30 protein-coding genes are annotated in these 25,100 nt (G+C 71.4%); 19 read left to right on the forward strand and 11 right to left on the reverse strand.

The window, feature by feature from the left end; genetic code table 11:
- Nucleotides 1–3: 3 nt before the first annotated feature.
- The 4 genes from P2T37_RS00300 to P2T37_RS00315 are packed head-to-tail and all read right to left on the reverse strand — an operon-like array spanning nt 4 to nt 2,203.
- A complete protein-coding gene (locus tag P2T37_RS00300) occupies nt 4–363 on the reverse strand; it encodes a Zn-ribbon domain-containing OB-fold protein (protein WP_276234711.1) in 360 nt (119 codons plus the stop codon).
- On the reverse strand, nt 360–1,526 hold the full coding sequence (locus P2T37_RS00305) for a thiolase C-terminal domain-containing protein (RefSeq protein ID WP_276234712.1): 1,167 nt from the start codon (nt 1,524–1,526) through the stop codon (nt 360–362). Before P2T37_RS00305 ends, P2T37_RS00300 begins: the two co-directional genes overlap by 4 nt.
- A gap of 57 nt (nt 1,527–1,583) precedes the next feature.
- Complete coding sequence (locus P2T37_RS00310) at nt 1,584–1,829, reverse strand: hypothetical protein (RefSeq protein ID WP_276234713.1); 246 nt, start codon at nt 1,827–1,829, stop codon at nt 1,584–1,586.
- Nucleotides 1,829–2,203: a nuclear transport factor 2 family protein gene (locus P2T37_RS00315; RefSeq protein ID WP_276234714.1), complete on the reverse strand. Its 375-nt coding sequence runs from the start codon at nt 2,201–2,203 to the stop codon at nt 1,829–1,831. Before P2T37_RS00315 ends, P2T37_RS00310 begins: the two co-directional genes overlap by 1 nt.
- A gap of 101 nt (nt 2,204–2,304) precedes the next feature.
- Between P2T37_RS00315 and P2T37_RS00320 the strand changes: the two genes are divergently transcribed.
- A complete protein-coding gene (locus tag P2T37_RS00320; protein ID WP_276234746.1) occupies nt 2,305–3,342 on the forward strand; it encodes a tyrosine--tRNA ligase in 1,038 nt (345 codons plus the stop codon).
- Here the strand turns inward: P2T37_RS00320 and P2T37_RS00325 are convergent.
- Nucleotides 3,339–5,132 (reverse strand): sensor histidine kinase, encoded by a 1,794-nt coding sequence (locus P2T37_RS00325; RefSeq protein WP_276234748.1) that lies wholly within the window; start codon nt 5,130–5,132, stop codon nt 3,339–3,341. The genes P2T37_RS00320 and P2T37_RS00325 overlap by 4 nt on opposite strands.
- A 290-nt stretch (nt 5,133–5,422) precedes the next feature.
- On the opposite strand from P2T37_RS00325, the gene P2T37_RS00330 reads away from it, so the two are divergent.
- From P2T37_RS00330 to P2T37_RS00340, 3 genes are all read left to right on the forward strand, one after another.
- The gene (locus tag P2T37_RS00330) at nt 5,423–5,863 is read left to right on the forward strand and encodes a DoxX family protein (protein ID WP_276234716.1); all 441 of its coding nucleotides are present in this window, start codon (nt 5,423–5,425) and stop codon (nt 5,861–5,863) included.
- Nucleotides 5,864–5,925: 62 nt separating this feature from the next.
- Nucleotides 5,926–6,501: a flavin reductase family protein gene (locus P2T37_RS00335; RefSeq protein ID WP_276234717.1), complete on the forward strand. Its 576-nt coding sequence runs from the start codon at nt 5,926–5,928 to the stop codon at nt 6,499–6,501.
- Between the two features lie 74 nt (nt 6,502–6,575).
- A complete protein-coding gene (locus P2T37_RS00340) occupies nt 6,576–6,794 on the forward strand; it encodes a C2H2-type zinc finger protein (RefSeq protein ID WP_276234718.1) in 219 nt (72 codons plus the stop codon).
- Here the strand turns inward: P2T37_RS00340 and P2T37_RS00345 are convergent.
- Nucleotides 6,784–7,188: an SRPBCC family protein gene (locus tag P2T37_RS00345; protein WP_276234720.1), complete on the reverse strand. Its 405-nt coding sequence runs from the start codon at nt 7,186–7,188 to the stop codon at nt 6,784–6,786. The two genes, P2T37_RS00340 and P2T37_RS00345, sit on opposite strands and share 11 nt — an antisense overlap.
- Nucleotides 7,189–7,274: 86 nt before the next feature.
- On the opposite strand from P2T37_RS00345, the gene P2T37_RS00350 reads away from it, so the two are divergent.
- Both P2T37_RS00350 and P2T37_RS00355 read left to right on the forward strand, forming a co-directional pair.
- Nucleotides 7,275–8,252, forward strand: coding sequence for an aldo/keto reductase (locus tag P2T37_RS00350; RefSeq protein WP_276234749.1), 978 nt, complete (start codon nt 7,275–7,277; stop codon nt 8,250–8,252).
- 45 nt (nt 8,253–8,297) lie between these two features.
- Nucleotides 8,298–8,720: a hypothetical protein gene (locus tag P2T37_RS00355; protein WP_276234750.1), complete on the forward strand. Its 423-nt coding sequence runs from the start codon at nt 8,298–8,300 to the stop codon at nt 8,718–8,720.
- A 5-nt stretch (nt 8,721–8,725) separates the two neighbouring features.
- Here P2T37_RS00355 and P2T37_RS00360 read toward each other — a convergent pair whose 3' ends face one another.
- Nucleotides 8,726–9,613, reverse strand: coding sequence for a DUF4349 domain-containing protein (locus P2T37_RS00360; RefSeq protein ID WP_276234751.1), 888 nt, complete (start codon nt 9,611–9,613; stop codon nt 8,726–8,728).
- Nucleotides 9,614–9,739: 126 nt separating this feature from the next.
- Between P2T37_RS00360 and P2T37_RS00365 the strand changes: the two genes are divergently transcribed.
- The 4 genes from P2T37_RS00365 to P2T37_RS00380 are packed head-to-tail and all read left to right on the forward strand — an operon-like array spanning nt 9,740 to nt 13,123.
- On the forward strand, nt 9,740–10,426 hold the full coding sequence (locus P2T37_RS00365; RefSeq protein ID WP_382211790.1) for a YqjF family protein: 687 nt from the start codon (nt 9,740–9,742) through the stop codon (nt 10,424–10,426).
- A gap of 28 nt (nt 10,427–10,454) precedes the next feature.
- Nucleotides 10,455–11,012 (forward strand): PH domain-containing protein, encoded by a 558-nt coding sequence (locus P2T37_RS00370; protein WP_276234753.1) that lies wholly within the window; start codon nt 10,455–10,457, stop codon nt 11,010–11,012.
- Entirely contained in the window at nt 11,009–12,511 is a 1,503-nt protein-coding gene (locus P2T37_RS00375; RefSeq protein ID WP_276234754.1) for a PH domain-containing protein, read from the forward strand. The genes P2T37_RS00370 and P2T37_RS00375 overlap by 4 nt, the downstream gene beginning before the upstream one ends.
- Before the next feature lie 33 nt (nt 12,512–12,544).
- Nucleotides 12,545–13,123 (forward strand): DUF998 domain-containing protein, encoded by a 579-nt coding sequence (locus P2T37_RS00380; protein WP_276234755.1) that lies wholly within the window; start codon nt 12,545–12,547, stop codon nt 13,121–13,123.
- A gap of 4 nt (nt 13,124–13,127) precedes the next feature.
- Here P2T37_RS00380 and P2T37_RS00385 read toward each other — a convergent pair whose 3' ends face one another.
- On the reverse strand, nt 13,128–13,472 hold the full coding sequence (locus P2T37_RS00385) for a VOC family protein (protein ID WP_276234756.1): 345 nt from the start codon (nt 13,470–13,472) through the stop codon (nt 13,128–13,130).
- Between the two features lie 77 nt (nt 13,473–13,549).
- Between P2T37_RS00385 and P2T37_RS00390 the strand changes: the two genes are divergently transcribed.
- The 6 genes from P2T37_RS00390 (at nt 13,550) to rbcL (ending at nt 20,361) form a co-directional block, all read left to right on the forward strand.
- Nucleotides 13,550–15,181 carry a potassium channel family protein gene (locus P2T37_RS00390; protein ID WP_276234757.1) on the forward strand — a complete coding sequence of 544 codons (1,632 nt, stop codon included), beginning with the start codon at nt 13,550–13,552 and terminating at the stop codon, nt 15,179–15,181.
- Nucleotides 15,182–15,218: 37 nt separating this feature from the next.
- Entirely contained in the window at nt 15,219–17,648 is a 2,430-nt protein-coding gene (locus P2T37_RS00395) for a penicillin acylase family protein (protein WP_276234758.1), read from the forward strand.
- Nucleotides 17,645–17,989 (forward strand): hypothetical protein, encoded by a 345-nt coding sequence (locus tag P2T37_RS00400; protein ID WP_276234759.1) that lies wholly within the window; start codon nt 17,645–17,647, stop codon nt 17,987–17,989. Before P2T37_RS00395 ends, P2T37_RS00400 begins: the two co-directional genes overlap by 4 nt.
- A gap of 42 nt (nt 17,990–18,031) precedes the next feature.
- Entirely contained in the window at nt 18,032–18,814 is a 783-nt protein-coding gene (locus P2T37_RS00405; RefSeq protein ID WP_276234760.1) for an HAD-IIA family hydrolase, read from the forward strand.
- Between the two features lie 61 nt (nt 18,815–18,875).
- A complete protein-coding gene (locus tag P2T37_RS00410) occupies nt 18,876–19,037 on the forward strand; it encodes a hypothetical protein (protein ID WP_276234761.1) in 162 nt (53 codons plus the stop codon).
- A 76-nt stretch (nt 19,038–19,113) separates the two neighbouring features.
- Entirely contained in the window at nt 19,114–20,361 is a 1,248-nt protein-coding gene (rbcL, locus tag P2T37_RS00415; protein ID WP_276234762.1) for a type III ribulose-bisphosphate carboxylase, read from the forward strand.
- Nucleotides 20,362–20,368: 7 nt separating this feature from the next.
- On the opposite strand, the gene P2T37_RS00420 is transcribed toward rbcL, so the two are convergent.
- Nucleotides 20,369–22,147, reverse strand: coding sequence for an acyl-CoA dehydrogenase family protein (locus P2T37_RS00420; protein WP_276234763.1), 1,779 nt, complete (start codon nt 22,145–22,147; stop codon nt 20,369–20,371).
- Between the two features lie 121 nt (nt 22,148–22,268).
- Between P2T37_RS00420 and P2T37_RS00425 the strand changes: the two genes are divergently transcribed.
- Nucleotides 22,269–22,520, forward strand: a complete 252-nt coding sequence (locus P2T37_RS00425) for an MTH865 family protein (RefSeq protein ID WP_276234764.1) — start codon at nt 22,269–22,271, stop codon at nt 22,518–22,520.
- Nucleotides 22,521–22,537: 17 nt separating this feature from the next.
- Here P2T37_RS00425 and P2T37_RS00430 read toward each other — a convergent pair whose 3' ends face one another.
- Nucleotides 22,538–23,029 carry a metal-dependent hydrolase gene (locus tag P2T37_RS00430; protein WP_276234765.1) on the reverse strand — a complete coding sequence of 164 codons (492 nt, stop codon included), beginning with the start codon at nt 23,027–23,029 and terminating at the stop codon, nt 22,538–22,540.
- A 69-nt stretch (nt 23,030–23,098) separates the two neighbouring features.
- Here P2T37_RS00430 and P2T37_RS00435 point away from each other — a divergent pair, with 69 nt between their 5' ends.
- Complete coding sequence (locus P2T37_RS00435; protein WP_276234766.1) at nt 23,099–23,674, forward strand: peroxidase-related enzyme; 576 nt, start codon at nt 23,099–23,101, stop codon at nt 23,672–23,674.
- Here P2T37_RS00435 and P2T37_RS00440 read toward each other — a convergent pair whose 3' ends face one another.
- The gene (locus P2T37_RS00440) at nt 23,675–24,340 is read right to left on the reverse strand and encodes a DUF4396 domain-containing protein (protein ID WP_276234767.1); all 666 of its coding nucleotides are present in this window, start codon (nt 24,338–24,340) and stop codon (nt 23,675–23,677) included.
- A gap of 158 nt (nt 24,341–24,498) precedes the next feature.
- On the opposite strand from P2T37_RS00440, the gene P2T37_RS00445 reads away from it, so the two are divergent.
- Complete coding sequence (locus tag P2T37_RS00445; protein WP_276234768.1) at nt 24,499–25,089, forward strand: AsnC family transcriptional regulator; 591 nt, start codon at nt 24,499–24,501, stop codon at nt 25,087–25,089.
- Nucleotides 25,090–25,100 lie beyond the last annotated feature (11 nt).

Consider the following 25,100-nt stretch of genomic DNA (forward strand, 5'->3'; position numbering starts at 1 on the left):
CCCTCAGACCCGCTCGAACAGCGGGCCGGGGTGGCCGTCGTCGCCCTCGACGACGCCGGCGAGCGCCACCTCGTCGCCGATGGCGGCGTGTTCGTCGCCGAACCGACCCATCACCCTCGCGTCGCCGAGTTCGACGACGCCGACCTGGTAGCCGCGCTCCGCGACGCCGGCGGGCGGCACCTGTATCGTCGTCTCCGTGTGGACGACGCCCGTCATCGGGAGTTCGACCCGTTCGAGGTCGCGGTTCCCGCAGTGCGGGCACGCGCCCGTCGGGGTGCCGTTCGTGTGGCCGCAGGAGCACGCGAGGCCGAGCAGGCGGTCCTCGCGCAGGGCCTCGGTCCACTCCGCGTACGTCAGGGTCACGCGCGACCCTCCAGCACGCTGACGACGGTCGTAGCGGAGTCCCCGCCGAGGTTGTGTGCGACGCCGGTGTCGGCGCCGGCGACCTGCCGCTCGCCGACCGTGCCGCGTATCTGTTCCGTGAGTTCGACGATCTGGGCCGTGCCCGTCGCGCCGATGGGGTGGCCCTTCGCCTTCAGGCCGCCCGAGGGGTTGATGGGCCGGTCGCCGTCCAACGAGGTCCGACCCTCGGCCGCGTACGCGCCGCCCTCGCCGTCGGGGGCGAAGCCGATGGCCTCGCTCGCCAGCACCTCCGCGCCCGTGAAGCAGTCGTGGACCTCCGCGAAGTCCGCGTCGTCGGCCGTGATGCCGGCCTGTTCGTAGGCGCTCTCCGCGGCGTCGCGCGCGGCTTGCGTCGCGGTCAGGTTGGCTTTATCGCCGATGGGGACCACGTCCGTCGCGTGACCGACGCCGGTCACGTCGACCGGCGCGTCGTACGAGTCCGCGAGGTCGTCGCTCACGACGACCACGGCGCTTGCCCCGTCGGAGAACGGACAGCAGTCCATCAGCCGGAAGGGGTCGGCGACGACCGGTCCCTCCAGTACCTCCTCGACGGTCGTCTCCTTCCCGAAGTGGGCGCGGGGGTTCAGCCTGCCGTGCGCGTGGTTCTTCACCGCGACGGCGGCGAGCTGTTCCTCCGTCGTCCCGTACTCGTGCATGTGCCGCTTCGTGAGCAGGGCGAAGACGCCGGGGAAGGTGAGCCCCGTCGGCTGTTCGTACTGCCGGTGGGAGGCGGAGGCGAAGATGCGCGTCATCTCGGGGGTGTCCTTCCCGGTCTCGGGGGTACACCGCTCGACGCCGCCGACGAGGACGGCGTCGTGGACGCCGGCGTCGACGGCCTGCACGGCGTTCTTGAACGCGTTCGCCGAGGTGGCGCAGGCGTCCTCGAACCGCTGGACCTCCATGCCCGCTGCGCCGATGTGGCTCGCCATCCGCGGGCCGAGGTGCGTCTCGTTCTCCGCCTGGCCGCTCATCGCGTTGCCGAAGTAGAGCGCGTCGAGGTCGCGCGCCGCGACCCCGGCGTCGTCGAGCGCCGCGAACGCGGCCTCGCCGAACAGCTCCTGTAGGGGTGTGTCGTGGACGCCGAACTTCGTCATGCCGGCGCCGACGACGGCTGCACGTGCCATGCCACTACTCGTGTATCGGCGTTTATCAAGCAACCGCTTGCGACCGTCGGGCGCGTCCTACCGCCCGAACCGGCCCTCGCGCTTCGCGGACTCCCGGGACGTGCCGCCGTCGCCGGGGAACACGAACCAGACGAGCGCCGCGCCGACGACGGCCCCGCCGGCGAGCGCTCCCGCGAGGACGGGGAGCGTCGCCCCGGCCTGCACGGCGATGAGGCCCGCCGACACCGCGACCAGCGCCGTCGCGGCGAGCTTCACCTTCAGCGCGAACGACGCGCGCTCCTCGTTCGAGACGGGGTCCACCATCAGCGGTTCACCTCGGTCGACACGTGCATTCCCGTGAACAGCCACTCGTCGTCCTCGCGCAGCAGCGACCCGGACCACCGCGTGTCGAACTCGTAGCGGATGCCCGCCTCGGTGTCGTTCCACCCCATGTACACGTCGTCGGCGAACCACGCCGCCGGCCCTTCGCTCCCGACGCGGAGGTCCCGGGACTCCACTTCCCACCCGGTCGTGGTCGCCGTCTGGTCGCGCAGGCCCGCCGCGACGGCCTCGTACCCCGACAGCTCCTCGCCGACGCCGAACTTCACCGTCGTCTCGTCCTCGCGGAAGAACGGGTGAAGGGGGTCGCCGGCGCGCAACGCGTCGTAGTAGTCGCGTATCCTCGCGGCCGCGTTCATGCTCGTCGTGTGGGGAGCCGGCGACTTACCCCCACCGATGCGTCGGGCCGTCGGCGAGGCGAGAACGTACGTTTCATTAGCGCGTCCCCGGAACGTCGCGTATGAACGCCGCCGAGCGGGCCGCGTTGGTGACGCGGTACACCGAGGAGGCCGTGACGGAGGAGGAGATAGCGGACATCCTCGCGGAGCGCGACGACCCGCACGCCTACATCGGCTACGCCCCGACCGGCGAGATGCACATCGGCCACTTCACGACGATGCGGAAGCTGGCCGACTTCCTCGCCGCCGACGTGGAGGTGACGGTGCTGGTCGCGGACCTCCACGCCCACCTCGACGACGAGAAGTCGCCGTTCGAACTGCTCGACGCCCGCTCCGACTACTACGAGGCGGCCATCCGCGGGATGATCGAGGCCGCGGGCGCCGACCCGTCCGACGTGAACTTCGTCCGCGGGACGGAGTACCAGCTCGAGGAGCCGTACACGCTCGACCTCTACCGGCTCATCGCGGACACGACCATCTCGCGCGCCCAGCGGGCCGGCTCCGAGGTCGTCCGGCAGTCGGACAACCCCAAGCTCGGCGGGCTCGTCTACACCCTGATGCAGAGCCTCGACGTGGCGGCGCTCGACGCCGACATCGCCTACGGCGGCATCGACCAGCGCGGCATCTACATGCTCGCCCGCGAGGCGCTCCCCGGACAGGGGTACGACAAACCGGCCTGTGTGTTCGCGCCGCTGCTGTCGGGGCTGACCGGCGGGAAGATGTCGGCCTCGGACGCCGGCTCGAAGGTGAACCTCACCGACTCGCCCGAGGCGGTCGAGGAGAAGATACAGGGCGCCTACTGCCCGCAGGGCGAGGTCGAGGACAACGGCGTCCTCGGGTACCTGAAGTACCTCGTCTTCCCCGTGTTCGACGAGCGCGGCGAGGAGCTCGTCGTCGAGCGGCCCGACGAGTACGGCGGCGACCTCGTCTACGGCGACTACGACGCGCTCGAAGCCGACTACGTCTCCGGGGAGCTCCACCCGGCGGACCTCAAGCCCGGCGCGGCCGCGGCCATCTCCGACGTCATCGACCCGGTTCGCGAGCGGCTGAACGCCGAGCCGGAACTGCTCGCCGCGGCCTACCCCGAGAAGTACGACTAGTCCTCCTGTCGCGGCAGGCGCACGGTGAACGCGGCGCCGCCCATCCCGCTCTCGCCGATGTCGAGCGACCCGCCGTAGCTGTCGACGATCTCCCGACACAGGTAGAGCCCCAGCCCCGTCCCGTCGCTCGCCTCGCCCTGCTCGCCCTTCTCCAGCACGCGCGAGCGCATCCCCTCGGGGATGCCGGGACCGTTGTCGGCGACGACGACCTCGACCGCGTCCGGGCCGGGCTCCGCCGAGACGCGCACGACCGGCTCGGCCGCGTCGTTGTGGGTGACGGCGTTCGTCAGGAGGTTGTGGAACAGCTCCGAGACGAGGTCGTCGGCGAGCACCTTCACGGGCGGGAAGACGCCGCCCTCCACCTCGAACGTCGCCCCGGGGTGGCCGTCCCGTGCCGACTCGATGGCCGCCGTGAGCGCGTCGTCGAGCGCCACCGGTTCGAGTTCGTGCTCGCCCCCCTCGAGGACCGTCTTCATGAACGACCGCATCGTGTTGATGAGCTCCGTCATCGAGTCCACGCGGTCGATGACGGTATCGACCCGCTCCAGCACCGCCTCGTCGTCCGTCTCGGATTCGAGCAGCTGGCCCTGCATCCGGACGACGTTCATCCCGTTGAGCAGGTCGTGGCGGAGCACGCGGTTGAGGAACTCCATCTGCTCGCGCTCGTGGCGGATGGTCTCCTCGCGGTCGAGCCGCCGCAGCGTCTCGCGGAGGTGGGTGGCGAGCAGTTCGACCGCGTCCGTCCGGCTCTCGTCGAGCGCGCCCGGGCGCGCGCCGAGCTGGAGCACGCCGCGGCCGCCGACCGGCACCGTCACGACCGGGCCGGCGTCGGTGTCGGTGACCATCGCGCCCCCGTCGGTCTCCACGAGCGGCCGGGACTCGCCGCCGGCCTCGTCCGCCGCCGCCGCGTCGAGCGGCCCGTCCGCGTTCCGGGTGCGTACGGTCTCCCCGTCCACGGACAGACACGCCCGGTCGTAGGGGACGACCCGCTCGGCCGCGCTCATCGTGAGGTCGTAGGCCGCGTCGGCGTCGGGCGCGTTCGCCATCTCCGAGGCGACCGTGTGGAGGTGTTCGATGCGGCTACGCGCGACCCGCTCGCGGGCGAGTTCCTTCTGTTCGGTCACGTCCGTGAGGACGAGGAACAGCTCCGCGGCGTCCCCGTCGGCCTCGTAGGGGACGATCTGCGCGATGAACTCCCGACGCTCGCCGCGGTCGTCGAGTTCGACCTCGACCTCGAAGGGGTCGCCGTCGGCGACCGCCCGGACGAACGCCGCACGGGAGTCGGTGTCGGCGGCGTCGATGACCCGCGAGAGCACGGCGGGCGCGCGGTCGAAGTTGGCGTCGAACGCGGCGTTGGTGGCGAGCGTCTCGACGCCGTCGGAGGCGAGCCGGAGCGTCGCCACGTCGTCGTCGGTGTTGTCGAACAGCGCGCTCGTGCGAGCCCGGGCGTGTTCGGTCTCGCGGCGCTGGCGGCGCCGGCGCACGTCGTAGAAGCCGACGGCGACGGCGACGAGACCGCCGATGAGTACCGCGTCCATGGCGATGACGAGCGGCTTCAGGTCGCCCTGGACGAACCCCTGGATGCCGATGACCCACGCGAAGACGACGCCGAAGCCGAGCGAGACGGCGTAGGTCCACTTCGTCACGGCGAGGGCGTCGCGGGCGGGCCACGGGCGGGTCGCGAGCCACACGCCCGTCACGACGAGCACCAGCGCGAGGCCGAGCGGAACGGCGTTCTCGACGGTCGTCGAGAGCAGCGACTTGTGCGGGGGACGGCCACGTCCTGCCACATGTCGAACAGGGGGACGAGAAGGAGGAGGGCCCCGAGCAGGAGACGGCCCCGCCCGCGACGGCACGTCGCCCCCGTTCCGAGAGAGTCATGTCCGGCGTACTCCCGAACCGCGGAAAAAAGGGGAGGGGGCCCGAAACCCTGAACGCCCGTTCGTGAGACGAAGCGGCACGATTACGTCGGTGTCACCCGGTGACGGCGGAGTCCGCGAACGGCTATAAGGAAGCCTCGTGTACGGAGTGTCGTGATGCAATCGACTTACCGAAGCGAAGCGAGTTGCCAGGTGATAGCATGATTCCGCTCCAGACCGACGTGTTCGCGGCGACCGGCGCGGCGGAGATATTCCTCCTCGCGCGTATCGTGTTCGGCGTGACGCTGGCGTTCATGGGACTGAACCACTTCCTGAACCTCGAGGAGATGACCGGCTACGCCCAGTTCAAGGGCCTCCCCGCGCCGGGCTTCAGCGTCGTCGCCTCCGGCGCGACGCTCGTTCTCGGCGGCCTCGGCCTCGTCGTCGGGGCCTTCCCCGTCCTCGCCGCGGGCGCGCTGGCGACGTTCCTGCTCGTCTCGGCCGTCACGATGCACGACTTCTGGTCGATAGACGACCCGGAGGAGAAGCAGAACGAGATGATCTCGTTCCAGAAGAACGTGTACGGCGCGGGCGCGGCGCTCGCCTTCCTCGTCGTCGGCGGCGTCGAGTGGACGTACGCGGTCGGCATCGGCCTGTTCTGAACGGTTGAAGTAGCCCCCCTTCCTCCCTCCCGTATGCACCGCCGCACCGCGGAGGGGGTCGTGTGGAGATAGACGCGCGCGAGAAGCCGTCGCTGTACCGCCTGCTGGCCGGCGCGGTCGTGCCCCGACCCATCGGCTGGATATCGACGCGCGGCCCCGAGCGCGACAACCTCGCGCCGTACTCGTTTTTCAACGTGGCGACGCCGTCGCCGCCGACGCTCGCGTTCTCCGCGGGGGACACCCGCGACGGGCTGAAGGACACCGCGCGCAACGCCGTCGAGTCGGGCGCGTTCGCCCACAACGTCGTCACCGCGGACCTCGCCGAGGCGATGAACGCCACCGCGACCGGCGACGAGGTGGACGAGTTCGAGCGCGCCGGCCTCGCGAAGGCCGAGTGCGAGACGGTGGACGCGCCGTACGTCGCCGACGCGAAGGTCGTCTTCGAGTGCGAGACGGTCGAGACAGTGGATTTCGGCGTCTCGACGCTCGTTCTCGGGCGCGTACGGTACGTCCACATCGACGACGCGGTAACCACGGACGGGAAGCTCGACACGACGAAACTCGACGTCGTCGGGCGGATGACCGGGTCGGAGTACACCCGGACGCGCGACCGCTTCGCGATGGAGCGTCCGGAGTAAAAAGCGGCGAGTTAGCACGTAACACGCACGTATCCGTCCGATACACCCAAGAGCCGACTCCGCCAAGCGCGCGTATGAGCCACGTCTGTCCGGAGTGCAACCGAACGTTCGGAACCGAACTCGCGCTGGCGCTCCACCGCGACACGTGCGGCCGCGACGAGATGCAGTGTACGGAGTGCGGCGCGCGGTTCGCGGAGGCGCGGGCGACGCGCGACGGCTGGCACTACGAGTGTCCGACGGAGGGGTGTGACGGCGCGGGCGTCGGCGAACAGCTGTACGCGCTCAATCGGTAGCCTCGGCCAGTTCGCGGAGGCGCCGGAGGCCGCGCTCGCAGACGGGCGCGTACGCGGCCCCGGGCAGCGGTATCTCGATGACCGCCGTACAGCCGCCGGCGCGCGCCTCGACGCGGTGGCCAGTCGCGGGGAGCTTCGCGACGTTCCACGTCCAGCGGTAGTCCGCGCAGGTGCGCACGGCGAAGGGGAGCCACAGCCCCGCGACGGTGCGCACGCGACCCTCCGTCCCGGCGGCGACGTAGCGGTCGGGGGACTCCACCTCGCGCACGGACGGGCCCCACTCGGCCCACGTCTCCGTGTCGCGGAACAGCTCCCACACGCGGTCGCGGGGGGCGGCGACCGGCTCGTGGACCTCGACGCGGCGGCCGTCCGGGGTACTCGCGAGGCGGGGCATTCGACCGTCGTTCGGCGGGCACCGGCATAAGTCCCCGAGGCCGGGGGGCGGCGTAGCTTTTTGTCCCGACGCGGCGACGCCGCGGTATGGAGTACACCACGCTCGGGAACACGGGCATCGAGGTGTCGCGCATCTGTCTGGGCTGTATGAGCTTCGGCGACCCGGACTGGCGCGCGTGGGTGAAGGGCGAGGAGTTCGGCACCGAACTCGTCGAGCGCGCCATCGACCTCGGTATCAACTTCTTCGACACGGCGAACATGTACTCGCGCGGCGAGAGCGAGCGCGTGCTCGGAAAGGCGCTGGAGGGGTACGACCGCGACGCGCAGGTCGTCGCGACGAAGGTGTTCTTCCAGATGCGCGACGACGACCCGAACTCCGGGGGGCTGTCGCGCAAGACCATCGAGCAGGAACTCGACGCCTCGCTCGACCGCCTCGGGACCGACACCATCGACCTCTACCAGACCCACCGCTGGGACTACGACACGCCCGTCGAGACGACGATGAGCGCGCTCACCGACGCCGTGCGCCGCGGCAAGGTGCGCCACCTCGGCGCGTCCTCGATGTGGGCCTACCAGCTCGCGACGGCCCAGCACACGGCCGACCGACAGGGGTTGGAGCGGTTCGCGACGATGCAGAACCACTACAACCTCGCCTACCGCGAGGAGGAGCGCGAGACGCTCCCCTTCTGCGAGCAGGAGGGGATGGGGGTCATTCCGTGGTCGCCGCTCGCGCGCGGCTACCTCACCCGCCCCCACGAGGAGTACATGTCCACGAAGCGCGCCGAGACGGACGACTACGCGCAGGAGCACCCCTACGCGGACCGCGGCGGCAGGGAGATAAACGCCCGCGTCGAGGAACTCGCGGCCGAGTACGACGCCGAGATGGCCCAGATAGCACTCGCGTGGGTGCTCGCGAAGGACGTCGTCACCGCGCCCATCGTCGGGGCCTCCTCGATAGAACACCTCGAATCGGCGGTCGAGGCGCTGGAGATCGACCTCTCGGACTCCGACGTCGCGTACCTGGAGGAACCGTACGAGGCGGTCGGGGTCTCCGGACACGCCTGAGGGCGTGCGGAACGCTTAGGTGTCGGTCCGCCGACGGGCTACGCGATGACCGAGCGCGAGGTCGAGTTCGACCCGATACTGGACGACGGCGTCGTCGAGACGGTGAGGGGCGCCGCCGACGGCCCCCTGTTCGCGCTCGTCGAGTTCACCCCCACGGAGTTCCGCATCGCCTACGTCTCCTCCGCCACCCGCGCGCTGTACGGCGTCGAGGGGGACGACGACGAGGCGATGTACGACTACTTCGCCACCGTCCACGAGTACGTCAACCTCGACCTCGCGGAGATCGACCTGTTCACGGAGAGCCTCTTCCCGATGGCCGACGACGTGCGCTACATCACTACGGCGCTCGACATGGGAAAGATGGTCCGCGTCTACCTCACCGACGACCGCGGGGTGTTCGTCGCGATGCCGAGCGACGCGCCCGTCGAGTCCGTCGTGACCGCGCTGCGCGACGCGACCGAAGCGTAGCCGAGTTATCGTCGCCGGGTCCGCGCGACGGCGACCCCCACGACCGCGAGCGGCACGCCGAACGCGAGCAGGTACGGGAGCGCGTACGCGACGGTGACGCCGAGCGTCTTCACGGCCGTCACGACGCCGTCTATCGAGGCGGCGAACGCCTGCCCGAGGCCGGTGTCGGCGTAGCCGGGCTCGGGCGTCGGCGTCGGCTCATCGGGCCGCTCCTCGCCGAGGGCGACCGTGAGGGTGGAGTAGGCGACCCGGTTCTCCAGCGAGCGCTGTCGGGCCGTCAACCGCTCCATCTCCGTCTGGACCTCGCTCAGTTCCTCGGAGACGCGCAGGACGGTGTCGGTGTCGTTGGCGTCCTCGTAGAGGTCGCGCAGGCGGTCGCGCTCGGCGCGGAGCGTTTCGAGGCGCGCCTCGATATCGACCAACCGGTCGGTCACGTCGGTCGTGTCCGAGGTGGCCTCGCGCACCTCGCCGTAGGTCTGAAGCGCGTCGAACGTCGCCCCGAACGACTCGGCGGGGACCCGTATCGTGACGGAGCCGGTCGTCCACGTCGTGTTCCCCGCGCCGTTGACCGAGCGGGTGGAGGCCGCGACGTAGCCCCCGCGGTCCCGGGCGAGTTCGGTCACGCGGGCGCTGGCGTTCGCGTACGAGTCCACGGTCAGCGAGACGGTGCCGGTGCGTATCACCGCGCGGTCGGCGCGCGCGGCGTCGCCGGCCGTCGACTCGGTGTCGGCGGCGGCGGTGGCCGTCCCGGCCGGCGCGTCGGCCGCCTCGGCGCCGCCGTCGCCGCCGGACTGTGCGAACGAGCCGTCGTCGTTCGGGCCGGACGACCCGCCGGAACAGCCGGCGAGCGCGAGCAGGAGGACGAGCGCGAGGACCGCGGCGGTTCGGCGCATAGCGGGGGGTCGGCCCGCCCCGATAAACGGGTGTGGTACTCTCAAACACGCGTTTGACCCACCGCGAGCGTCAGGCCCAAACCGCCCGCGGCCCTATGTTCGGTCATGACCGACACCGCCCGGACGATGGCCGAACCGGCGGTCCTGTCGATGGTGTGGCGCGACGCGCTGTTCGCCCACTGGCCCGTCGAGCCGTCGCTCGTGGCCGAGCGCCTCCCCGACCGGCTCTCCGTGGACACCCACGACGGCGAGGCGTACCTGGGGGTCGTCCCGTTCGTGATGGAGGACATCAGCCCGCGGGGCGTCCCGTTCGGGCTCTCGTTCGGGGAGATAAACCTCCGGACCTACGTCCGCGGCCCGGACGGCACGCCGGGCATCTACTTCTTCAACCTCGACGCGGACGACCGACTGGGGGTGTTCGTCGCCTGGTCGCTGTTCGAACTCCCCTACTACCGCGCCGAGATAACGGTGGAGCGGGGCGACCGCGAGGTGCGGTTCCGGTCGCGCCGCGTCGGGGACGCGGAGCCGGCGGCGTTCGACGCCACCTACAGCCCCGTCGGCGAGCGGTTCGAGGCCGAGCCGGGGTCGCTCCCGCACTTCCTCACGGAGCGGTACCGCTTCTACACGGAGGGGCGCGACCGGCTCTACTACGGCGACATCGACCACGAGCCGTGGGCGCTCTCCGAGGCGCGCGCCGAGATACGCGAGAACGACCTGTTCCGGGTGAACGGCTTCGCGGAGCCGGACGGCGACCCCCTGCTCCACTACGCGCCGCGGCTGGACGTGACCGCCGGCCGCGTCCACCGGGTGTGATTTGTACCTCCGGCGAGTGGGGCCGCCAATGAGCGACGACGCGGTCGAACCCGCGATACGGCGGGTCGGAGCGGACGACGGCGCGGGCGACGACACGCCGCCCGTCGCCGACCTGACCGGACCGGAGCGGAAACTGCATCCCGACGTGCGGTACGTGTGGGCGCTCGGCGCGCTCGTCTCGGCGCTCGTGGTCGGCGTAGTCGCGGCCGTCGCGGGCTTCCTCCTGCTCGACAACCCCGTCGTCCCGGGTGTCGGCGTGTTCGCCCTGTTCCTCGTCGTCGGGCTCGTCCTCGTCGTGTTCCGCTACCGGGTGTGGCGCTACGAGGTGCGCGAGGACTCGCTGTTCCTCGAACGCGGCGTGTTCACCCGCGTCCGGACCGTGGTTCCGTACGTCCGCATCCAGCACGTCGACGTGTCGCGCGGCCCGCTGGAACGCGGCCTCGGGCTCGCGTCGGTCGTCGTTTACACCGCCGGGTCGCGCGGCGCCGACGTGACGATACCGGGAGTGGCGCTCGACCGCGCCGACGACCTGCAGGCCCGGCTGAAGCAGCTCGCCATCGTCGCGGAGGGCGAGGACGCGGTATGAAGCTCCACCCGCTGTCGGTGCCGTACCGGACCGGCTCGGCGGTGGCCCGCTTCGCGTGGGTGCTCGTCATCGGGACCGTCTCCACCTCCCAGCTGGACGGGTTCGGAGCGCTCGCGGCCGGCGCGCTCGTCGTCGCCCTGCTCGGCGTGCTCGCCTATCAGGTGGCCTACGTCCGGCGGTTCGACTACGAGCTCACCGACGACACCTTCGACCTCGCCTCGGGGGTCGTCTCCCGGCGCACCCGCGAGATACCGTACCGGCGCGTCCAGAACGTGGACGTGTCGCGCAACGTCGTCCAGCGCGCCCTCGGCCTCGCGGAGGTGCGCATCGAGACGGCCGGGGGCGGCGAGACGGAGGCGCAGCTCCGCTACGTGAGCCACGACGAGGCCGAACGCCTCCAGCGCGAGATCGGGCGACGAAAGCGCGGCGACGGCGAGACGGCGACGGACCCCGACGGGACGGCCCCGCCCGTCGAGGACGCGGGCGAGCGGCTCTTCGCCGTCACGAACCGCGAACTGCTCCTGCTGGGCGTCGTCCAGGTGGACCTCCGGCTGCTCTCGTTCGTGACGGTGCTGCTCCCGGTCGTGCTCCCCTCGGTGTCGCAGTCGTTCCCGCTGCTCGACCTGTTGCGCGCCGCGCCGTTCGTCCTCGCGGGGCTCGTCGCCGTCGCCGTCGTCGTCTCCTCGGTCGCGGCCGTGACCGCCTACTACGGCTTCGAACTCCGGCGCGCCGAGGGGGAACTCCGCTACCGGCGCGGCCTGCTCCAGGAGTACAGCGGCACCATCCCGCTCGACAAGGTGCAGTCCGTCTCGCTGACGGAGAACGTCATCGCCCGGCGGCTGGGCTACGCCGCCGTCGAGGTGGAGACGGCCGGCTACGCGCCCGGGGCGGGCGACGGCTCCGGCTCGCAGTCGGCCGTCCCGCTCGCGGACCGCGAGCGCGCCCTCTCGCTCGCGCGCGAGGTGGAGCCGTTCGGCGAGGTCGAGTTCGAGCGGCCGCCGAAGCGCGCGCGGACCCGCTACGTCGTCCGGTACGCCCTCGTCGTCGCGTTCCTGACCGCCGTCTCCCTCGCCGTCGTCCGCTTCACCGGCGTCACGCCGCCGGTCCCCCCGTACTCGCCGCTCGCGCTGCTCGTCGTCGTGCCGGTCGCGGCCCACCTCAAGTGGGCGAACCTCGGCTACGCGCTCGGCGAGGACCACTTCGTCGCCCGCGAGGGGTTCTGGACCCGGCGCACCCGCGTCGTCCCGTACTACCGCGTCCAGACGCTCGTCGGGAGCGCGACCGTGTTCCAGCGCCGCCGGCACCTCGCCACGCTCGTCGTCGATACCGCCGGCTCGCAGGGGTTCGGCGCGACCGACGCCCGCGCGCTCGACATCGACGCCGACCGCGCCGACCGGCTCCGCGAGGAGGTGGAGGCGCGGTTCCGCACCTCGCTCGCGGAGACGCGGACGGCGCGCCGGAACCGGCGTTCGGGGCGGGACGCGGCGGCCGCGGACTGAACGCTTATGTCGGGCGGCTCACACTCCAGCCCTGTGAACACGACACAGCGCTCCGTCGCCGTCGGGGCCGCCGGTATCGCGGTCTCGTTCGTCGCCATCCTCGCCGCCACCGCGACGGCCCCGTGGTTCTCGTGGGCCGACAACGCCCTCTCGGACCTCGGCGTCAGCGACGCCCCGGAGGTGTGGCTGTTCAACCTCGGGCTCATCGCCGCCGGCCTGCTCGGGCTGGGCTTCCTCCCCGCGCTACGGGACCTCGCGGCGAACCGCGTCCAGCTGGCCGCACTCGTCCCGTTCGGCGTCGCCATGGTCGGGGTCGCGGGCGTCGGCGTCTTCCCCTCGGGACAGCCCACCCCGCACGCCGCCTCGGCGATAACCGCGTACCTCGGCTTCATGCTCGCGCCGGTGCTGTGGGGCGTCGGCGACGCGCTCCGCGGGGCGACGCGGAACGGCCTCCTCTCGGTCGCGGACGGCGTCCTCCACCTCGGCTTCTGGCTCCTGTGGGCCTTCGCGCTCACGGACGCGATTCCCGGCCTCGCGGTGCCGGAGTTCGTCGGCTCCACGCTGTTCAACGCCTGGGCGCTGTGGGTCGGCTACCGCGCGTGGACCGCTTGAGGGGTTACTCGAAACACTGCACCTCGACGGTGCGGCCCTCCGGGTCCTCGGCGAAGAACTGGTAGATGTCGTACGTCCCGTTGAGCCGCGGCTCGCCGTCGGCCACGTCCGCGAGCCGTTCGTGGTCGGCGTCCACGCCCGCGCGGTCGTCGTGGAGGAAGGTGAGACACCCCTCCGTCTCCGGCGGGTCGCGGGCGCAGAACCCCAGCGCGTAGCCGCCGCGTCGGAGGATGGTGCAGTCCGGCTGTTCGCGCCACACCTCGCAGCCGAGCCGGTCCCGGTAGAAGGCGACCACGTCGTCGCGCGCGCCGGTGCGGAAGAACGTGATACCGTCGAACGGTTCGTCCATACGCGGCGGACGGGCCCGGGAGCCAAAACACCACGGCGGCGCGGAACCGTTTTGCCGCGGACGCCCGCACGGCCGGTATGAACACGTGGCTCCGGCGGACCGCGCTCTACTCCGTCGGTCTCGTCGGCGTCATGGTCGCCTACGCGCTCGCCTACGACTACGGGATGACCGCGTTCGAGACGGAGCCGGTGACGCGGCTCCACTCGCTGCAGGTCGTCGTCGAGACGTTCACGACCACGGGGTACGGCTCCGACTCGCCGTGGCTCTCGCCGGAGATGAACGTCCTCGTCATCCTGATGGACCTCACGGGGGTGGTGCTCATCTTCCTCGCGCTCCCGGTCTTCGTCTTCCCGCTCCTGCAGGACGCGCTCTCGACGACGGTGCCGACGAGCGTCGAGGAGCTCTCCGACCACGTCGTCATCTGCGGCTACAACGCGCGGACGGACACGCTCATCGACGAGATGAGTTCGTGGGACGTGGAGTACGTCGTCGTGGAGCCGAACCGGGCGCGCGCGACCGACCTCTACGAGGACGGCTACTCCGTCATCCTCGCGGACCCCGACTCCATCGAGGGGCTGGAGGCGGCGCGGGTCGCGGACGCGCGGGCCGTCGTCGCGGACCTCTCCGACGAGGTGGACACCAGCATCGTCCTCACGGCCAAGGAGATAGCCGAGGACGTCCGCGTCGTCAGCGTCGTGGAGGAACCCGACCGCGCGACGTACCACGAACTCGCGGGAGCCGACGAGGTGCTCTCGCCCCGCTCCCTGCTCGGGGAGAGCCTCGCGCGGAAGGTGACGACGGCCGTCTCGACGGAGCTCGGCGACGCCATCGAACTCGGGGAGGACTTCGACGTGGTGGAGCTCCCCGTGCGTCGGGGGAGCGACCTCGTCGGGACGACGCTCGCCGAGAGCGGCCTGCGCGAGCGGGCCGGGGTCAACGTCATCGGCGCGTGGTTCGAGGGGGAGTTCGAGAGCCCCCCGGACCCGAACGCCGTCCTCGACGGCGGCACCGTCCTGCTCGTCACGGGCCGCGAGAGCCAGCTCGAACGGCTCAAGGAGCTGACGCTCGGGGACGTGCGGACGTTCGGCACCGGGAAGACGGTCGTCGTCGGCTACGGCGAGGTCGGCCGCCGGGTGACGGACGCGCTCGACAGCGACGGCCTGCCGAACACGGTCGTTGACCGCCGGGACGCGGAGGGGGTGGACGTGGTCGGCGACGCGACTGACCCGGGGACGCTCGAACGCGCCGACCTCTCGGACGCGAACTCCGTCGTGCTCGCGCTGCCCGACGACACGACGGCGGAGTTCGCCACGCTCGTCGTCCGCGACCTCGCGCCGACCGTCGAGGTCATCGCCCGCGCCGAGGAGACGGAGGCGGTGAAGAAGATGTACCGGGCCGGCGCGGACTACGTCCTCTCGCTCGCGGCCATCACCGGCCGGATGGCCGCCTCGGCCGTGCTGGAGGACGAGGACGTGCTCTCGCTCGACAGCCAGGTGGACGTGGTCCGGACCCGGGCCCCGAAGCTCGCGGGCAAGACCCTCGCGGAGGCCGACGTGCGCGCCCGAACCGGCTGTACCGTCGTCGCCGTCGAGCGGGACGGCGAGGTGGTCACCGACCTCGGGCCGGAGTTCCGCATCCGGCGCGGCGACGGCGTCATCGTCGCCGGCACGGACGAGGGCGTCAACCGCTTCACGGAACTGCTCGGCTGAGAGATACGTTTTTGTCGCCCCGGCCGCCCGGTGGGGTATGGATTCCCTCCGAGGCGCGGCGGTTTCCGTCGTCGCGCTCGCGATACTCGTCTCCGCGGCCGTCGGGGGCGGCGGCTACCTCTCGCTGGCCGCGCCCGCCAGCGGCGACGCGTGGGCCCCCGCCTACGGCGCGAACGACGGGAGCGTGGGCGAACAGGCGACCCGCGCCGTCGCCGGGGCACGGACCGTCGAGTCCCCCTACGGCCCGGCGACCGTCCGCATCGACGACGACGGCGTACCCCACATCGAGGCCGAGAGCGAGGGCGCGCTCTACTACGCCGTCGGCTACGTCCAGGCGCGCGACAGGCTGTTCCAGATGGACATCCAGCGCCGGCTGATGCGCGGGCAGACGGCCGAGATAGCCGGCGAGGCGGCCGTCGAGTCCGACCGCTTCTACCGGCAGATGGGCTTCGCCGACGCCGCCGAGGCGTCGTGGGACGAGGTCGAGGGGACGGCCGCTGGCGACGCCGTCGAGGCGTACACCGCGGGCGTGAACACCTACATCGACACGGGCGAGCTCCCGACGGAGTTCCGGCTCAACGACTACGAGCCCGACGAGTGGACCCCGACCGACTCGCTGCTGGTGGGCAAACTCATCGCGTGGCAGCTGACGGGTGACTTCCGGGACGCCGAGACGGCGACGATCCGCGACACCTTCGGGAACGCTTCGGACCTCTACCCCGAGCGGTTGGACCACGACGCGACCATAATGGATCGCTCGCAGGGCGGCGAGGTCACGCCCGACGGGGCGCGGGCCGCCGTCTCGGGCCGTGCGGGGGACTTCTCGGAGCTGTACGAGTCGCTGTCCGGCTTCGAGCGGGACCTCGGCATCGGCTCGAACTCGTGGGTCGTCTCGGGCGAGCACACCGCGGACGGCGCGCCCATCGTGGCGAACGACCCGCACCTCTCGCTGCAGGCCCCGCCCGTCTGGTACGAGATGCACCTCGAAACCGGCGATATGAACACCCGCGGCGTCGCGTTCCCCGGCCTCCCCTTCACCGTCATCGGGCGGACGGAGAACGTCTCGTGGGGCTTCACCAACGTCGGGGCCGACCAGACGGACCTCTACACGTTCGCCCGGCCGAGCGAGGACACCTACGTGTACGGGAACGAGACGCGGGAGATACAGCGCGAGGTCGAGACCATCGAGGTGGCCGGCGCCGAGGACGTGGAGGTGACGATAGAGCGCACCGTGAAGGGGCCGTTACTGGAGCGCGAGGGGCAGGAGGTGGCCGTCTCGTGGCTCGGCCTCACCGGGACGCGCGAGGCGATGGCCGTCTACGACCTGAACCGCGCCGAGGACCTCGACGACGTGCGCGAGGCGCTCCGGCGGTTCGACACCCCGACCCAGAACATCGTCGCGGCCGACCGGAACGGCGGGACGCTGTTCCGCATCACCGGCAAGTACCCGTACCGCTACACCGACGGCGAGCGCGTGGCGGGGAACCTCCCGTTCAACGCCACCGAGGGCGAGGGCGAGTGGCGCGGCTGGGTCCCCTACGGCGAGACGGACTGGAACGCGACGGGCGCCTTCGTCCCGTACAACGAGGTGCCCCACGTCGACGACCCGGACGTGCTCGCCACGGCGAACCAGCGCACGACGGACGCGCCGGGCTTCTACCTCGCGTACAGCGAGCGGTACGCCGACCCCTACCGGGGCGAGCGCATCTACCAGCGGCTCGAGGCCCGCGTCGATTCCGGCGAGCCGGTGACCGCGGCGTTCATGCAGGAGCTCCAGCGCGACACCCGCTCGCTCGCGGCGGACGGCTACGTGCCGGAGATACTCGACGCGCGCTCGGAGATGTCCGCCGAGGTGCGCGCCGAGGCCGACACGCTGGAGGGGTGGGACAGCCGCCTCTCGCGCGACTCGCGGGCGGCCCTGCTGTACGCGCTGTTCCGCGAGGAGGTGCGCAACGCCACGCTGTACGACGAGTTCCACCTGGAGGGGCTCGACTCGGGCTACTACCCGCACCACTACGCGCTCCAGCAGCTGCCCGACGACAGCCGGTGGTTCGACGATACGCGTACCCCGGAGACCGAAACGCGCGCCGACGTGTACGCCGAGGCGTTCGCCCGCGCCGTCGAGCGCGCAGAGCGCGAGGGGTGGGAGACGTACGGCGACTACAACGTCGTCGCGCTCGACCACCCGTTCCCGGTCGGCTTCCTCGACTACCCCGAACTGGCGACCGACGGCGGGCCGTTCACCGTCTCGAACTTCCGGGTGACCTCCGACGCCGGCTCCTCGTGGCGGATGGTCGTCGCGGGCGACGAGTCGTACGGGGTCATCCCGGGCGGGCAGTCGGGCAATCCCTACTCCCCGCACTACGACGACCAGCTCGACGACTGGGCGAACGGCCGCTATCACGCCATCCCGACGGAGGCGTCCGGTCCCGTGGTCATCCGGTTCGTCGGGGGTGAGGACGAATGAGCGTCCTGACGCCCGACGCGCTCGCGGAGTTCCGCGAGACCGGGCGGGCGGACCTCGCGCTCACGGCCGCGCTCGTCGTCGGCCTCGCGGCGACGGCCGTCCACCCCGCCGGACTCGCGGTCGGGGGCGCGCTCGCCGGCCTCCTCGCGCCGACGCTCCGGCGCGCGCTCGTGCTCGGGGTCGGCTTCGGCCTCGCCGTCCTCGTCGCGTGGGCGCTCGTCCTGCTGTGGTACGGCACCCTGCTCGCCGTCGCGACGGCGTTCCCGCTCGTCTACATCGCGGTCGGTTCGGGGCTCCTCGTGCCGCCGCTCGCGGCCGTCGCGGTCCGCGGCCTCGTCTGACGGGACCCGCGGCGTTTTTCCCGCCCGGTTCGTAGCGGCCGCATGGACTACGAGGGGGTCGTCGTCGACCTCGACGGCACCGTCTACCGCGGCGAGCGCGTGCTCGACGGCGCGGCGGGGGCCATCGAGCGGTTCCGGGCGATGGGACTCGGCGTGCTGTTCGTGACGAACAACCCGACGCGCTCGCCCGCGGGCTACGTGGAACGGCTCGCGGGGCTGGGCATCGAGGCCGACGCGTCGGCGGTGCTCTCCGCCGGGGCGGTCACGGCCGAACACCTCGCCGACCGCCACGCCGGCGACGAGGTGTTTCTGATCGGTTCCGACGGTCTCCGGGGGATGGTGACCGACGCGGGCGTCGCACTCACCGACGAGCCGGACGCCGCCGACGTGCTCGTCACCTCCCACACCTACGACTTCGACTACCGCGACCTCACCGAGGGGATGTGGGCGCTCGACGGCGCGGACGCCTTCTACGGGACGGACCCGGACCTGACCTACCCGGACGGCGACGGCAGGGAGTACCCCGGGAGCGGGGCCATCACGCGGGCCGTGGCCGGCGTCGCGGAGCGCGAACCCGACCGCGTGCTCGGCAAGCCGTCGTCGGTGATGGTGAACCTCGTGACCGAGCGGCTGGGCTGTCCCCCCCAACGGTGTCTCGTGGTGGGCGACGGCCTCGACACCGACATCGCGATGGGTGAGCGCGCGGGGATGACGACGGTCCTGGTCCGGACGGGCAGACACGACGACGGGGACGCCGCGCGCGCCGACGTGACGCCCGACCACGTCGTCGGGTCGCTGGGCGACGTGCCGGACCTCTTGGCGTAGCGGCCATATGTGTGTTACTGTCTGACAAAGACTTATGCCGGGGCGTGTGCGACGGATGCACATGGAGTTCACCGACGACCCCTACGAGTACGGCGACGCGACCACCGACGGCGGGCTGGGCGGCGACGACACGCCCGAAGGCTGTGAGAACGGCGGCGACGCCGTCATCGTCGACGGGACGGCCGTGAGCTACCGGAGCTACAAGGGTCGGGACGGCGGCTGAGCGGGGGACCGACGGCGACTGACCGGGCCGGGACCACCCGAACTTCCTTACCCCCCGACGGCGAACGTCCGCCGTTATGGGAATCCAGTACGACGACTTCCTCGACACCGCGTACAGCCCCGCGGCCGACGACCTCCGGTGTACGTTCCGTATCGTGCCGGCGTCGGACATGTCGATGGAGGCCGCCGCCGCCCGGGTCGCCAGCGAGTCCTCCAACGGGACGTGGGCCGCGCTCGACGTGGAGACGGACGTGTCGCGGCTCTCCGCGGTCGCCTACGCGCTGCGCGACGACGGCACCGTGAAGGTCGCCTACCCGGCTGACCTGTTCGAGGACGGCAACCTCGCGCAGGTGCTGTCGTGTATCGCCGGCAACATCATGGGGATGAAGGCGGTCGAGTCCATCCGGCTGGAGGACTGCGAGTGGCCCGCCGCGCTGGCCGAGGACTTCCCCGGCCCGCGCTACGGGAGCGCGGTCAAGCACCGCCTGCTCGACGCCGGCGACCGCCCGGCGCTCGCCACCGTCCCGAAGCCGAAGGTCGGCCTCCCCCCGGAGGCGCACGCGCAGGTCGGCTACGACGCGTGGATGGGCGGCGTGGACCTGCTGAAGGACGACGAGAACCTCACGGACCAGTCGTTCAACCCCTTCGAGGAGCGCGTGACGCGGTCGTTCGACCGCGCCGACGAGGCCGAGTCCGAGACGGGCGACCGGAAGGACTACCTCGTGAACATCACCGCCGAGACGGACGAGATGGTCCGGCGCGCCGAGTTCGTCGCCGACCACGGCGGCCGCTTCGTCATGGTGGACATCGTCACCGCCGGCTGGTCCGCGCTCCAGACGGTCCGGGAGCGCACCGACGACCTCGACCTCGCCATCCACGCCCACCGGGCGATGCACGCCGCGTTCGACCGCCTCCCTCACCACGGCGTCTCGATGCGCTGTCTCGCCCAGTTCGCGCGCCTCGCCGGCGTGGACCACCTCCACACCGGGACGGCCGGCTTCGGGAAACTGGCGAACGAGGACACCGTCGGCATCAACGCGTGGCTCCGTTCGGACCTCCACGGCCTCGCCGACGTGCTGCCCGTCGCCTCCGGCGGCCTCCACCCCGGCATCGTGGACAGCGTGCTGGACGAGACGGGCGGCGACGTGATGATACAGGCCGGCGGCGGCATCCACGGCCACCCGGACGGGACCCGCGCCGGCGCGGAGGCGTTCCGCGCGGCCGCCGAGGCGTGGGTCGAGGGCGAGTCGCCCGACGAGCGCGCCGAGGAGGTCCCGGCGCTCCGCGTCGCGCTCGACAAGTGGGGAACCGAAACCCCGCGATAGACCGGACTCAGTCGTCGGCGGGCGCGGCCGCGCCGTCGAGGACGCCCGGGTCCACGCTCGCGTACCGGGCCAGCGCGTCGAAGTGCTCGTCGCCGAACCGCCCGCCCGACGCGATGCCGCGCGTCCCGTCCGCGCGCAGGTGCTCGTCGACGAACAGTTCCGCGACGAGCGCCTTCCGCGCGTCGCCGTTTCCGAGTTCCGTGTCGGCCTCGCTCACGAGCAGGGCGGCCGCGACCACGTCGTAGATGAGGTCGGCCAGTTCCTTCGCGTGGTACTGCGCGTAGTCGGCGTCCTCGGTCGCGAGCGTCCCGAGCGCCGTCTGCAGGTCGCGGAACGACCCCCGTACCTCGTCGGCGAGCGCGGCGAGCGCGTCGTGTTCGACGGCGAGCAGGTCCTCGACGAACGGGAACAGCGCCTCGTGGGCGGCCTCGCGGTTCAACACGCGCAACACGTCGAGCGAGATGACGTTCGACGCGCCCTCCCAGATGGGGAGCACCTGCGTGTCGCGCAGCAGGCGCGGCGTCGTCGCGTCGCGCACGTAGCCGTTGCCGCCGAGCACCTCCATGCAGTAGGAGGCGACCGAGACCGAGTCGCGGGCCGTCCGGTACTTGGCGACGGGGACGAGCAGGCGGAACAGCTTGAACGCGTCCGAGTCGGGCCCGGCGTCCCCGCGTTTCCATTCGTCGTACTGTCGCGCGGCCTCGAAGGAGAACGCCGCCGCGGCCTCGTACTCGACCGTGAGTTCCGCGAGGTCGCGGCGCATCAGCGCGTGCTCGTCCAGTCGCTTGCCGAACGCCTCGCGGTCGGCCGCGCGGACCTTCGCCTCCAGCAGGGCGCGGCCCATCACGCCGAGCGCGCCGGTCGCGTTCGTCAGCCGCTCGTAGTTCATCATCTCCGCCATGAGCTTGAACCCGGCCCCCTCCTCGCCGACGAGGTAGCCGGTCGCGCCGCGGTACTCGATCTCGCCCGTCGGCACGGAGAGCGTCCCGAGTTTGTCCTTCAGCCGCCGGAACAGCGCGTCGTTGCGCTCGCCGTCGACCTCGCGCGGGACGAGGAACAGCGACAGCCCGGCCGTGCCCTCCGGCGCGTCGGGCGTGCGCGCGAGCACGAGCGCCCCCTGCGCGTCGATGTTCGAGCAGAACCACTTCTCGCCGTGGAGCGCGTAGGTGCCGTCCTCCCGCGGCTCCGCCCGGACCTCGTTGGTCCCCACGTCGGAGCCGCCCTGCTTCTCGGTGAGGAACATCGCGCCCTCGATGTGGTCGTCGTAGTCGGCGCTCGTCAGCCGGCGGAAGTACTCGCCCAGCACGGGGTCGTCCGTCTCGTCAGCCGCTTCGAGCGCGACGGCCGCGCCCGTCGTCATCGACGCGGGGCAGGTGAACCCCACGTCCGCATAGGAGAGCAGCGCCTGCATGAACAGCGTGTGCGTGAAGCCGGCGCGCTCCTCGCGGCCCGGCGGGGCGTGGAAGGCGTCGTGAGTCAGCCGGAACTCGTCGTAGGCGACGCGCTCGTTCTCGAACTGGTCGGGGTGGTACTCCACCTCGTTTACGACCTCGCCGTCGGCGTCGTAGGTGTGGAGTTCGGGCGGGTGGCGGTCGATACGGTCCGAGCGGTCGGCGAACCCGTGCCCGACGGCGTCGCCGAACGCCGAGAGCGTGTCGAGCGACCACTCGCGCTCGCCCTCGGGGAGCACCCGCCGCGCCTCGTACCGGAGAGTCGGGTCGAGCGTCCAGTAGTTGCAGTCGCGGCCCGCGTCGAGCCGGCCGTAATCGACAGGGTCGGAGGACATACTACGGGATACGGAGCCGCGGCTATGAACGTTACCACGGCCGGCGAATAAACGGGCGACAACGGGCGAGGCTGGCGTTCACGGGACATTTATTTACGCTCCGACAGTCGGTACGCCCGCTATGGCAGACAAGGAGGAACTCCGCGAGCAGATGACGGAAGCGTTCGAGAACGCCGACTACCCCATCAACAGCCCCATGGACCTCGTCCCCGCGCTCCCGAACGGCCCGGGCACGAAGTTCGAGTCCGGCGACTTCTCGATGACGGCGATGGAGCTCAACACGAAGCTCGGCGGCGGGGACTTCCCGTACGAGTCCGTCGACGCCTTCGTCGACGACGTGCTGGAGAACCTCGAGAGCCAGGACCTCATCTGAGGTCGCGTCCCGTCCTTTTATACCCGCACCGCGAGCGTCAGCGCCGCGGCCGCCGCGAGCACCCCGAGCGCGAACAGCCCCCAGTTCGCCAGCGTGTTGTCCGCGCGCGTCAGGGAGACGGTGTACTCGTGGTCCGACAGCGGCCACAGCACCGCGACGCCCGCGGGCGTGAGGACGTCCCCGAGGACGTGCGACCCGAGCCCCACCATCCCGACGCCGAACGCGAACGCCGCGGATTCGACGGGGCCGCCGAGGGGCGCGTAGCTCCCCTGTCCGAGCCGCCAGCCGACGGCCCCGAGCGCCCCCGAGACGGCGAGCGCGAACACGAGCGTGTGGGTGATGCCGCGGTGGCTCACGAACGGGAGTCTGAGGTCGTAGTCCGGCACCGTCGAGAGCGCGAGCACGCCCGCGCCCCCCACGAGCGCGAGCGTCGGCTCCGTCCGCGCGAGCAGGAAGCCGACGGGCGCGTAGACGAGCAGGGCGACGCCGTAGTGGCCGAGCGCGTACACGCCGGCTCTGGGTCGCCTCGGGGGATAAGTGTCGGGAACAGTCAAGGGGTTCGCGGGGGACGGGGACGTATGACCGAGCCGATGCGGCGCTTCGAGACGCCCGACGTGGAGGACCTGCCCGAGGACATCCGCGAGCGAATCGCCGAGGAGACGGAGCAGGCCGGCTTCACGCCGAACGTCTTCCCGGCGTTCGCCTACAAGCCGAGCCACTTCCGCGCCTTCTTCGACTACCACGACGCGCTGGTCGAGGACACCTCGCTCGAACGCGCCGAGATAGAGATGCTCATCGTCACGGTGTCGGGCATCAACGACTGCCTCTACTGCGTCGTCGCGCACGGCGCGCTCGTGCGCATCTACGCGAAGGACCCGAAGCTCGCCGACCAGCTGGCGACGAACCACCGGAGCGCCGACCTCTCCGACCGCCACCGCGCGATGCTCGACTTCGCCGAACTCGTCACCGCCGAGCCGGGACAGGTGGACGACGCGGCCGTGCAGGCGCTGAAGGAGGCCGGCTTCACCGACGAGCAGGTGTGGGACGTGACGAGCGTCGTCTCGTACTACAACCTCTCGAACCGGATGGCGTCGGTCGCGGACATGCGACCCAACGACGAGTTCTACACGCTGGGCCGGGAGCCGCGGGAGTAGCTACGCGGCCGCCTCGCGCGGGTCCTGCATGCCGCCCTTCACGCCGACGTGGACGAGCGCGACGTTCAGCGGGTAGGCGACGAGCAGACCGACCGTGAGCGAGAACACCAGCCCGGACCAGAACAGCGGCTCCGTGATGGCCGCCTCGCCCGCGACGACGATGTCCGTCCCGATGGCGGTAACCTCCATCACGGTAATCGACGGCGTCTCGGAGTAGAACGCGTCCGCGACGGCCGTCCGCAGGTCCTCGCCCTCCTGTACGAGCGGGCCGACGGTGAGCGCGAAGCCGGCGAGGTACGCGCAGGCGAAGGTGACCGCCGCGACGGAGAGCGTCGGCAGGTCGAGCAGGCCGGCGGCGACGACGACCCCGACCACCTCGCCCGCCCCACAGCCGGAGTAGCAGTGCGCCACGGAGCGGAAGCCCCGTCGCCACACCGTGTCCTCGGGGATGGACGGCCGCCCGCTGTAGTAGTAGACCGCGAGGCCGAGCGGCCCCGAGTAGAGGACGGTGAGCGTCCAGACGAACTTCATCAGCGGCGCGATGCCGACGTTGTTCGCGCGGATGTCGTAGACGACGACGGCGAGCGAGGCCGCGACGACCACGGCCCACGCGGCGAGCAGCCGCGGGTCAGTCAACAGCGACTGGAGCGTCTCGACGGGGGGCATGGGAGACGATACTCGCGACCGATTCAAGCCGTTTGGGGGTCGGGGACGGAAGCGAAGCACGCGACCGACTTCGGGATCCGAAGCGGTTCGGGCCGTTCACACCCGTTTCGCGCGTCCCGCGGGGGAAGCGACTTGCCGCTCGGGGTTCGAGCGGACGTATGCGAGACCTCGACGAGACGGACCTCGACATCCTCTCGATGCTGACGGAGGACGCGCGCCGCTCGTACAGCAGTATCGGCGAGGCCGTCGGCCTCTCCGGGCCGGCCGTCTCCGACCGCGTGACCCGGCTGCGCGAGACAGGCGTCATCGACCGCTTCACGGTGGACGTGAACCGGGAGGCCGTCGAGGCCGGCGTCCCGGTCTTCGTCCGGGTGGACCCCGGCCGCGACGGCACCGAGGCGGTCCGCGATCGCGTCGCCGCCGAGGAAGCCGTCGAACACCTGTTCGTCACGGCCGACGGCGGCGTCTGGTTCGCCGGGCGCACCGACGCCCGCGACGCCCGCGGGTGGGTCGAGTCGCTGCTTTCGGACGCGCCCGACGCCGACTACACCGTCACCCTGCTCGACGAGGTCGCGTGGTCGCCGACCTTCGACGGCACCGGGTTCGCGCTGTCGTGTGCCGAGTGCGGCAACACCGTGGACGCGGAGGGCGAGTCCGTCCGCCTCGGCGACGACGCCTACCACTTCTGCTGTTCCTCCTGTCGCTCCCGGTTCGAGGAGCGCTACCGGGAGTTGGAGTCCGGCGCGTAGCCGCCTTCGAT

Origin of the sequence: Halosegnis marinus (assembly GCF_029338355.1) — an archaeon.
In the GTDB taxonomy this organism is placed as follows: domain Archaea; phylum Halobacteriota; class Halobacteria; order Halobacteriales; family Haloarculaceae; genus Halosegnis; species Halosegnis marinus.

Bases quoted from the DNA above. Each gene is read 5' to 3' on its own strand.
- P2T37_RS00305 (WP_276234712.1), bottom strand. From the start codon at position 1,526: ATGGCACGTGCAGCCGTCGTCGGCGCCGGCATGACGAAGTTCGGCGTC.
- P2T37_RS00310 (WP_276234713.1), bottom strand. From the start codon at position 1,829: ATGGTGGACCCCGTCTCGAACGAGGAGCGCGCGTCGTTCGCGCTGAAG.
- P2T37_RS00315 (WP_276234714.1), bottom strand. From the start codon at position 2,203: ATGAACGCGGCCGCGAGGATACGCGACTACTACGACGCGTTGCGCGCC.
- P2T37_RS00320 (WP_276234746.1), top strand. From the start codon at position 2,305: ATGAACGCCGCCGAGCGGGCCGCGTTGGTGACGCGGTACACCGAGGAG.
- P2T37_RS00330 (WP_276234716.1), top strand. From the start codon at position 5,423: ATGATTCCGCTCCAGACCGACGTGTTCGCGGCGACCGGCGCGGCGGAG.
- P2T37_RS00340 (WP_276234718.1), top strand. From the start codon at position 6,576: ATGAGCCACGTCTGTCCGGAGTGCAACCGAACGTTCGGAACCGAACTC.
- P2T37_RS00345 (WP_276234720.1), bottom strand. From the start codon at position 7,188: ATGCCCCGCCTCGCGAGTACCCCGGACGGCCGCCGCGTCGAGGTCCAC.
- P2T37_RS00350 (WP_276234749.1), top strand. From the start codon at position 7,275: ATGGAGTACACCACGCTCGGGAACACGGGCATCGAGGTGTCGCGCATC.
- P2T37_RS00355 (WP_276234750.1), top strand. From the start codon at position 8,298: ATGACCGAGCGCGAGGTCGAGTTCGACCCGATACTGGACGACGGCGTC.
- P2T37_RS00360 (WP_276234751.1), bottom strand. From the start codon at position 9,613: ATGCGCCGAACCGCCGCGGTCCTCGCGCTCGTCCTCCTGCTCGCGCTC.
- P2T37_RS00365 (WP_382211790.1), top strand. From the start codon at position 9,740: ATGGCCGAACCGGCGGTCCTGTCGATGGTGTGGCGCGACGCGCTGTTC.
- P2T37_RS00370 (WP_276234753.1), top strand. From the start codon at position 10,455: ATGAGCGACGACGCGGTCGAACCCGCGATACGGCGGGTCGGAGCGGAC.
- P2T37_RS00375 (WP_276234754.1), top strand. From the start codon at position 11,009: ATGAAGCTCCACCCGCTGTCGGTGCCGTACCGGACCGGCTCGGCGGTG.
- P2T37_RS00385 (WP_276234756.1), bottom strand. From the start codon at position 13,472: ATGGACGAACCGTTCGACGGTATCACGTTCTTCCGCACCGGCGCGCGC.
- P2T37_RS00390 (WP_276234757.1), top strand. From the start codon at position 13,550: ATGAACACGTGGCTCCGGCGGACCGCGCTCTACTCCGTCGGTCTCGTC.
- P2T37_RS00395 (WP_276234758.1), top strand. From the start codon at position 15,219: ATGGATTCCCTCCGAGGCGCGGCGGTTTCCGTCGTCGCGCTCGCGATA.
- P2T37_RS00400 (WP_276234759.1), top strand. From the start codon at position 17,645: ATGAGCGTCCTGACGCCCGACGCGCTCGCGGAGTTCCGCGAGACCGGG.
- P2T37_RS00405 (WP_276234760.1), top strand. From the start codon at position 18,032: ATGGACTACGAGGGGGTCGTCGTCGACCTCGACGGCACCGTCTACCGC.
- P2T37_RS00410 (WP_276234761.1), top strand. From the start codon at position 18,876: ATGGAGTTCACCGACGACCCCTACGAGTACGGCGACGCGACCACCGAC.
- rbcL (WP_276234762.1), top strand. From the start codon at position 19,114: ATGGGAATCCAGTACGACGACTTCCTCGACACCGCGTACAGCCCCGCG.
- P2T37_RS00420 (WP_276234763.1), bottom strand. From the start codon at position 22,147: ATGTCCTCCGACCCTGTCGATTACGGCCGGCTCGACGCGGGCCGCGAC.
- P2T37_RS00425 (WP_276234764.1), top strand. From the start codon at position 22,269: ATGGCAGACAAGGAGGAACTCCGCGAGCAGATGACGGAAGCGTTCGAG.
- P2T37_RS00435 (WP_276234766.1), top strand. From the start codon at position 23,099: ATGACCGAGCCGATGCGGCGCTTCGAGACGCCCGACGTGGAGGACCTG.
- P2T37_RS00440 (WP_276234767.1), bottom strand. From the start codon at position 24,340: ATGCCCCCCGTCGAGACGCTCCAGTCGCTGTTGACTGACCCGCGGCTG.
- P2T37_RS00445 (WP_276234768.1), top strand. From the start codon at position 24,499: ATGCGAGACCTCGACGAGACGGACCTCGACATCCTCTCGATGCTGACG.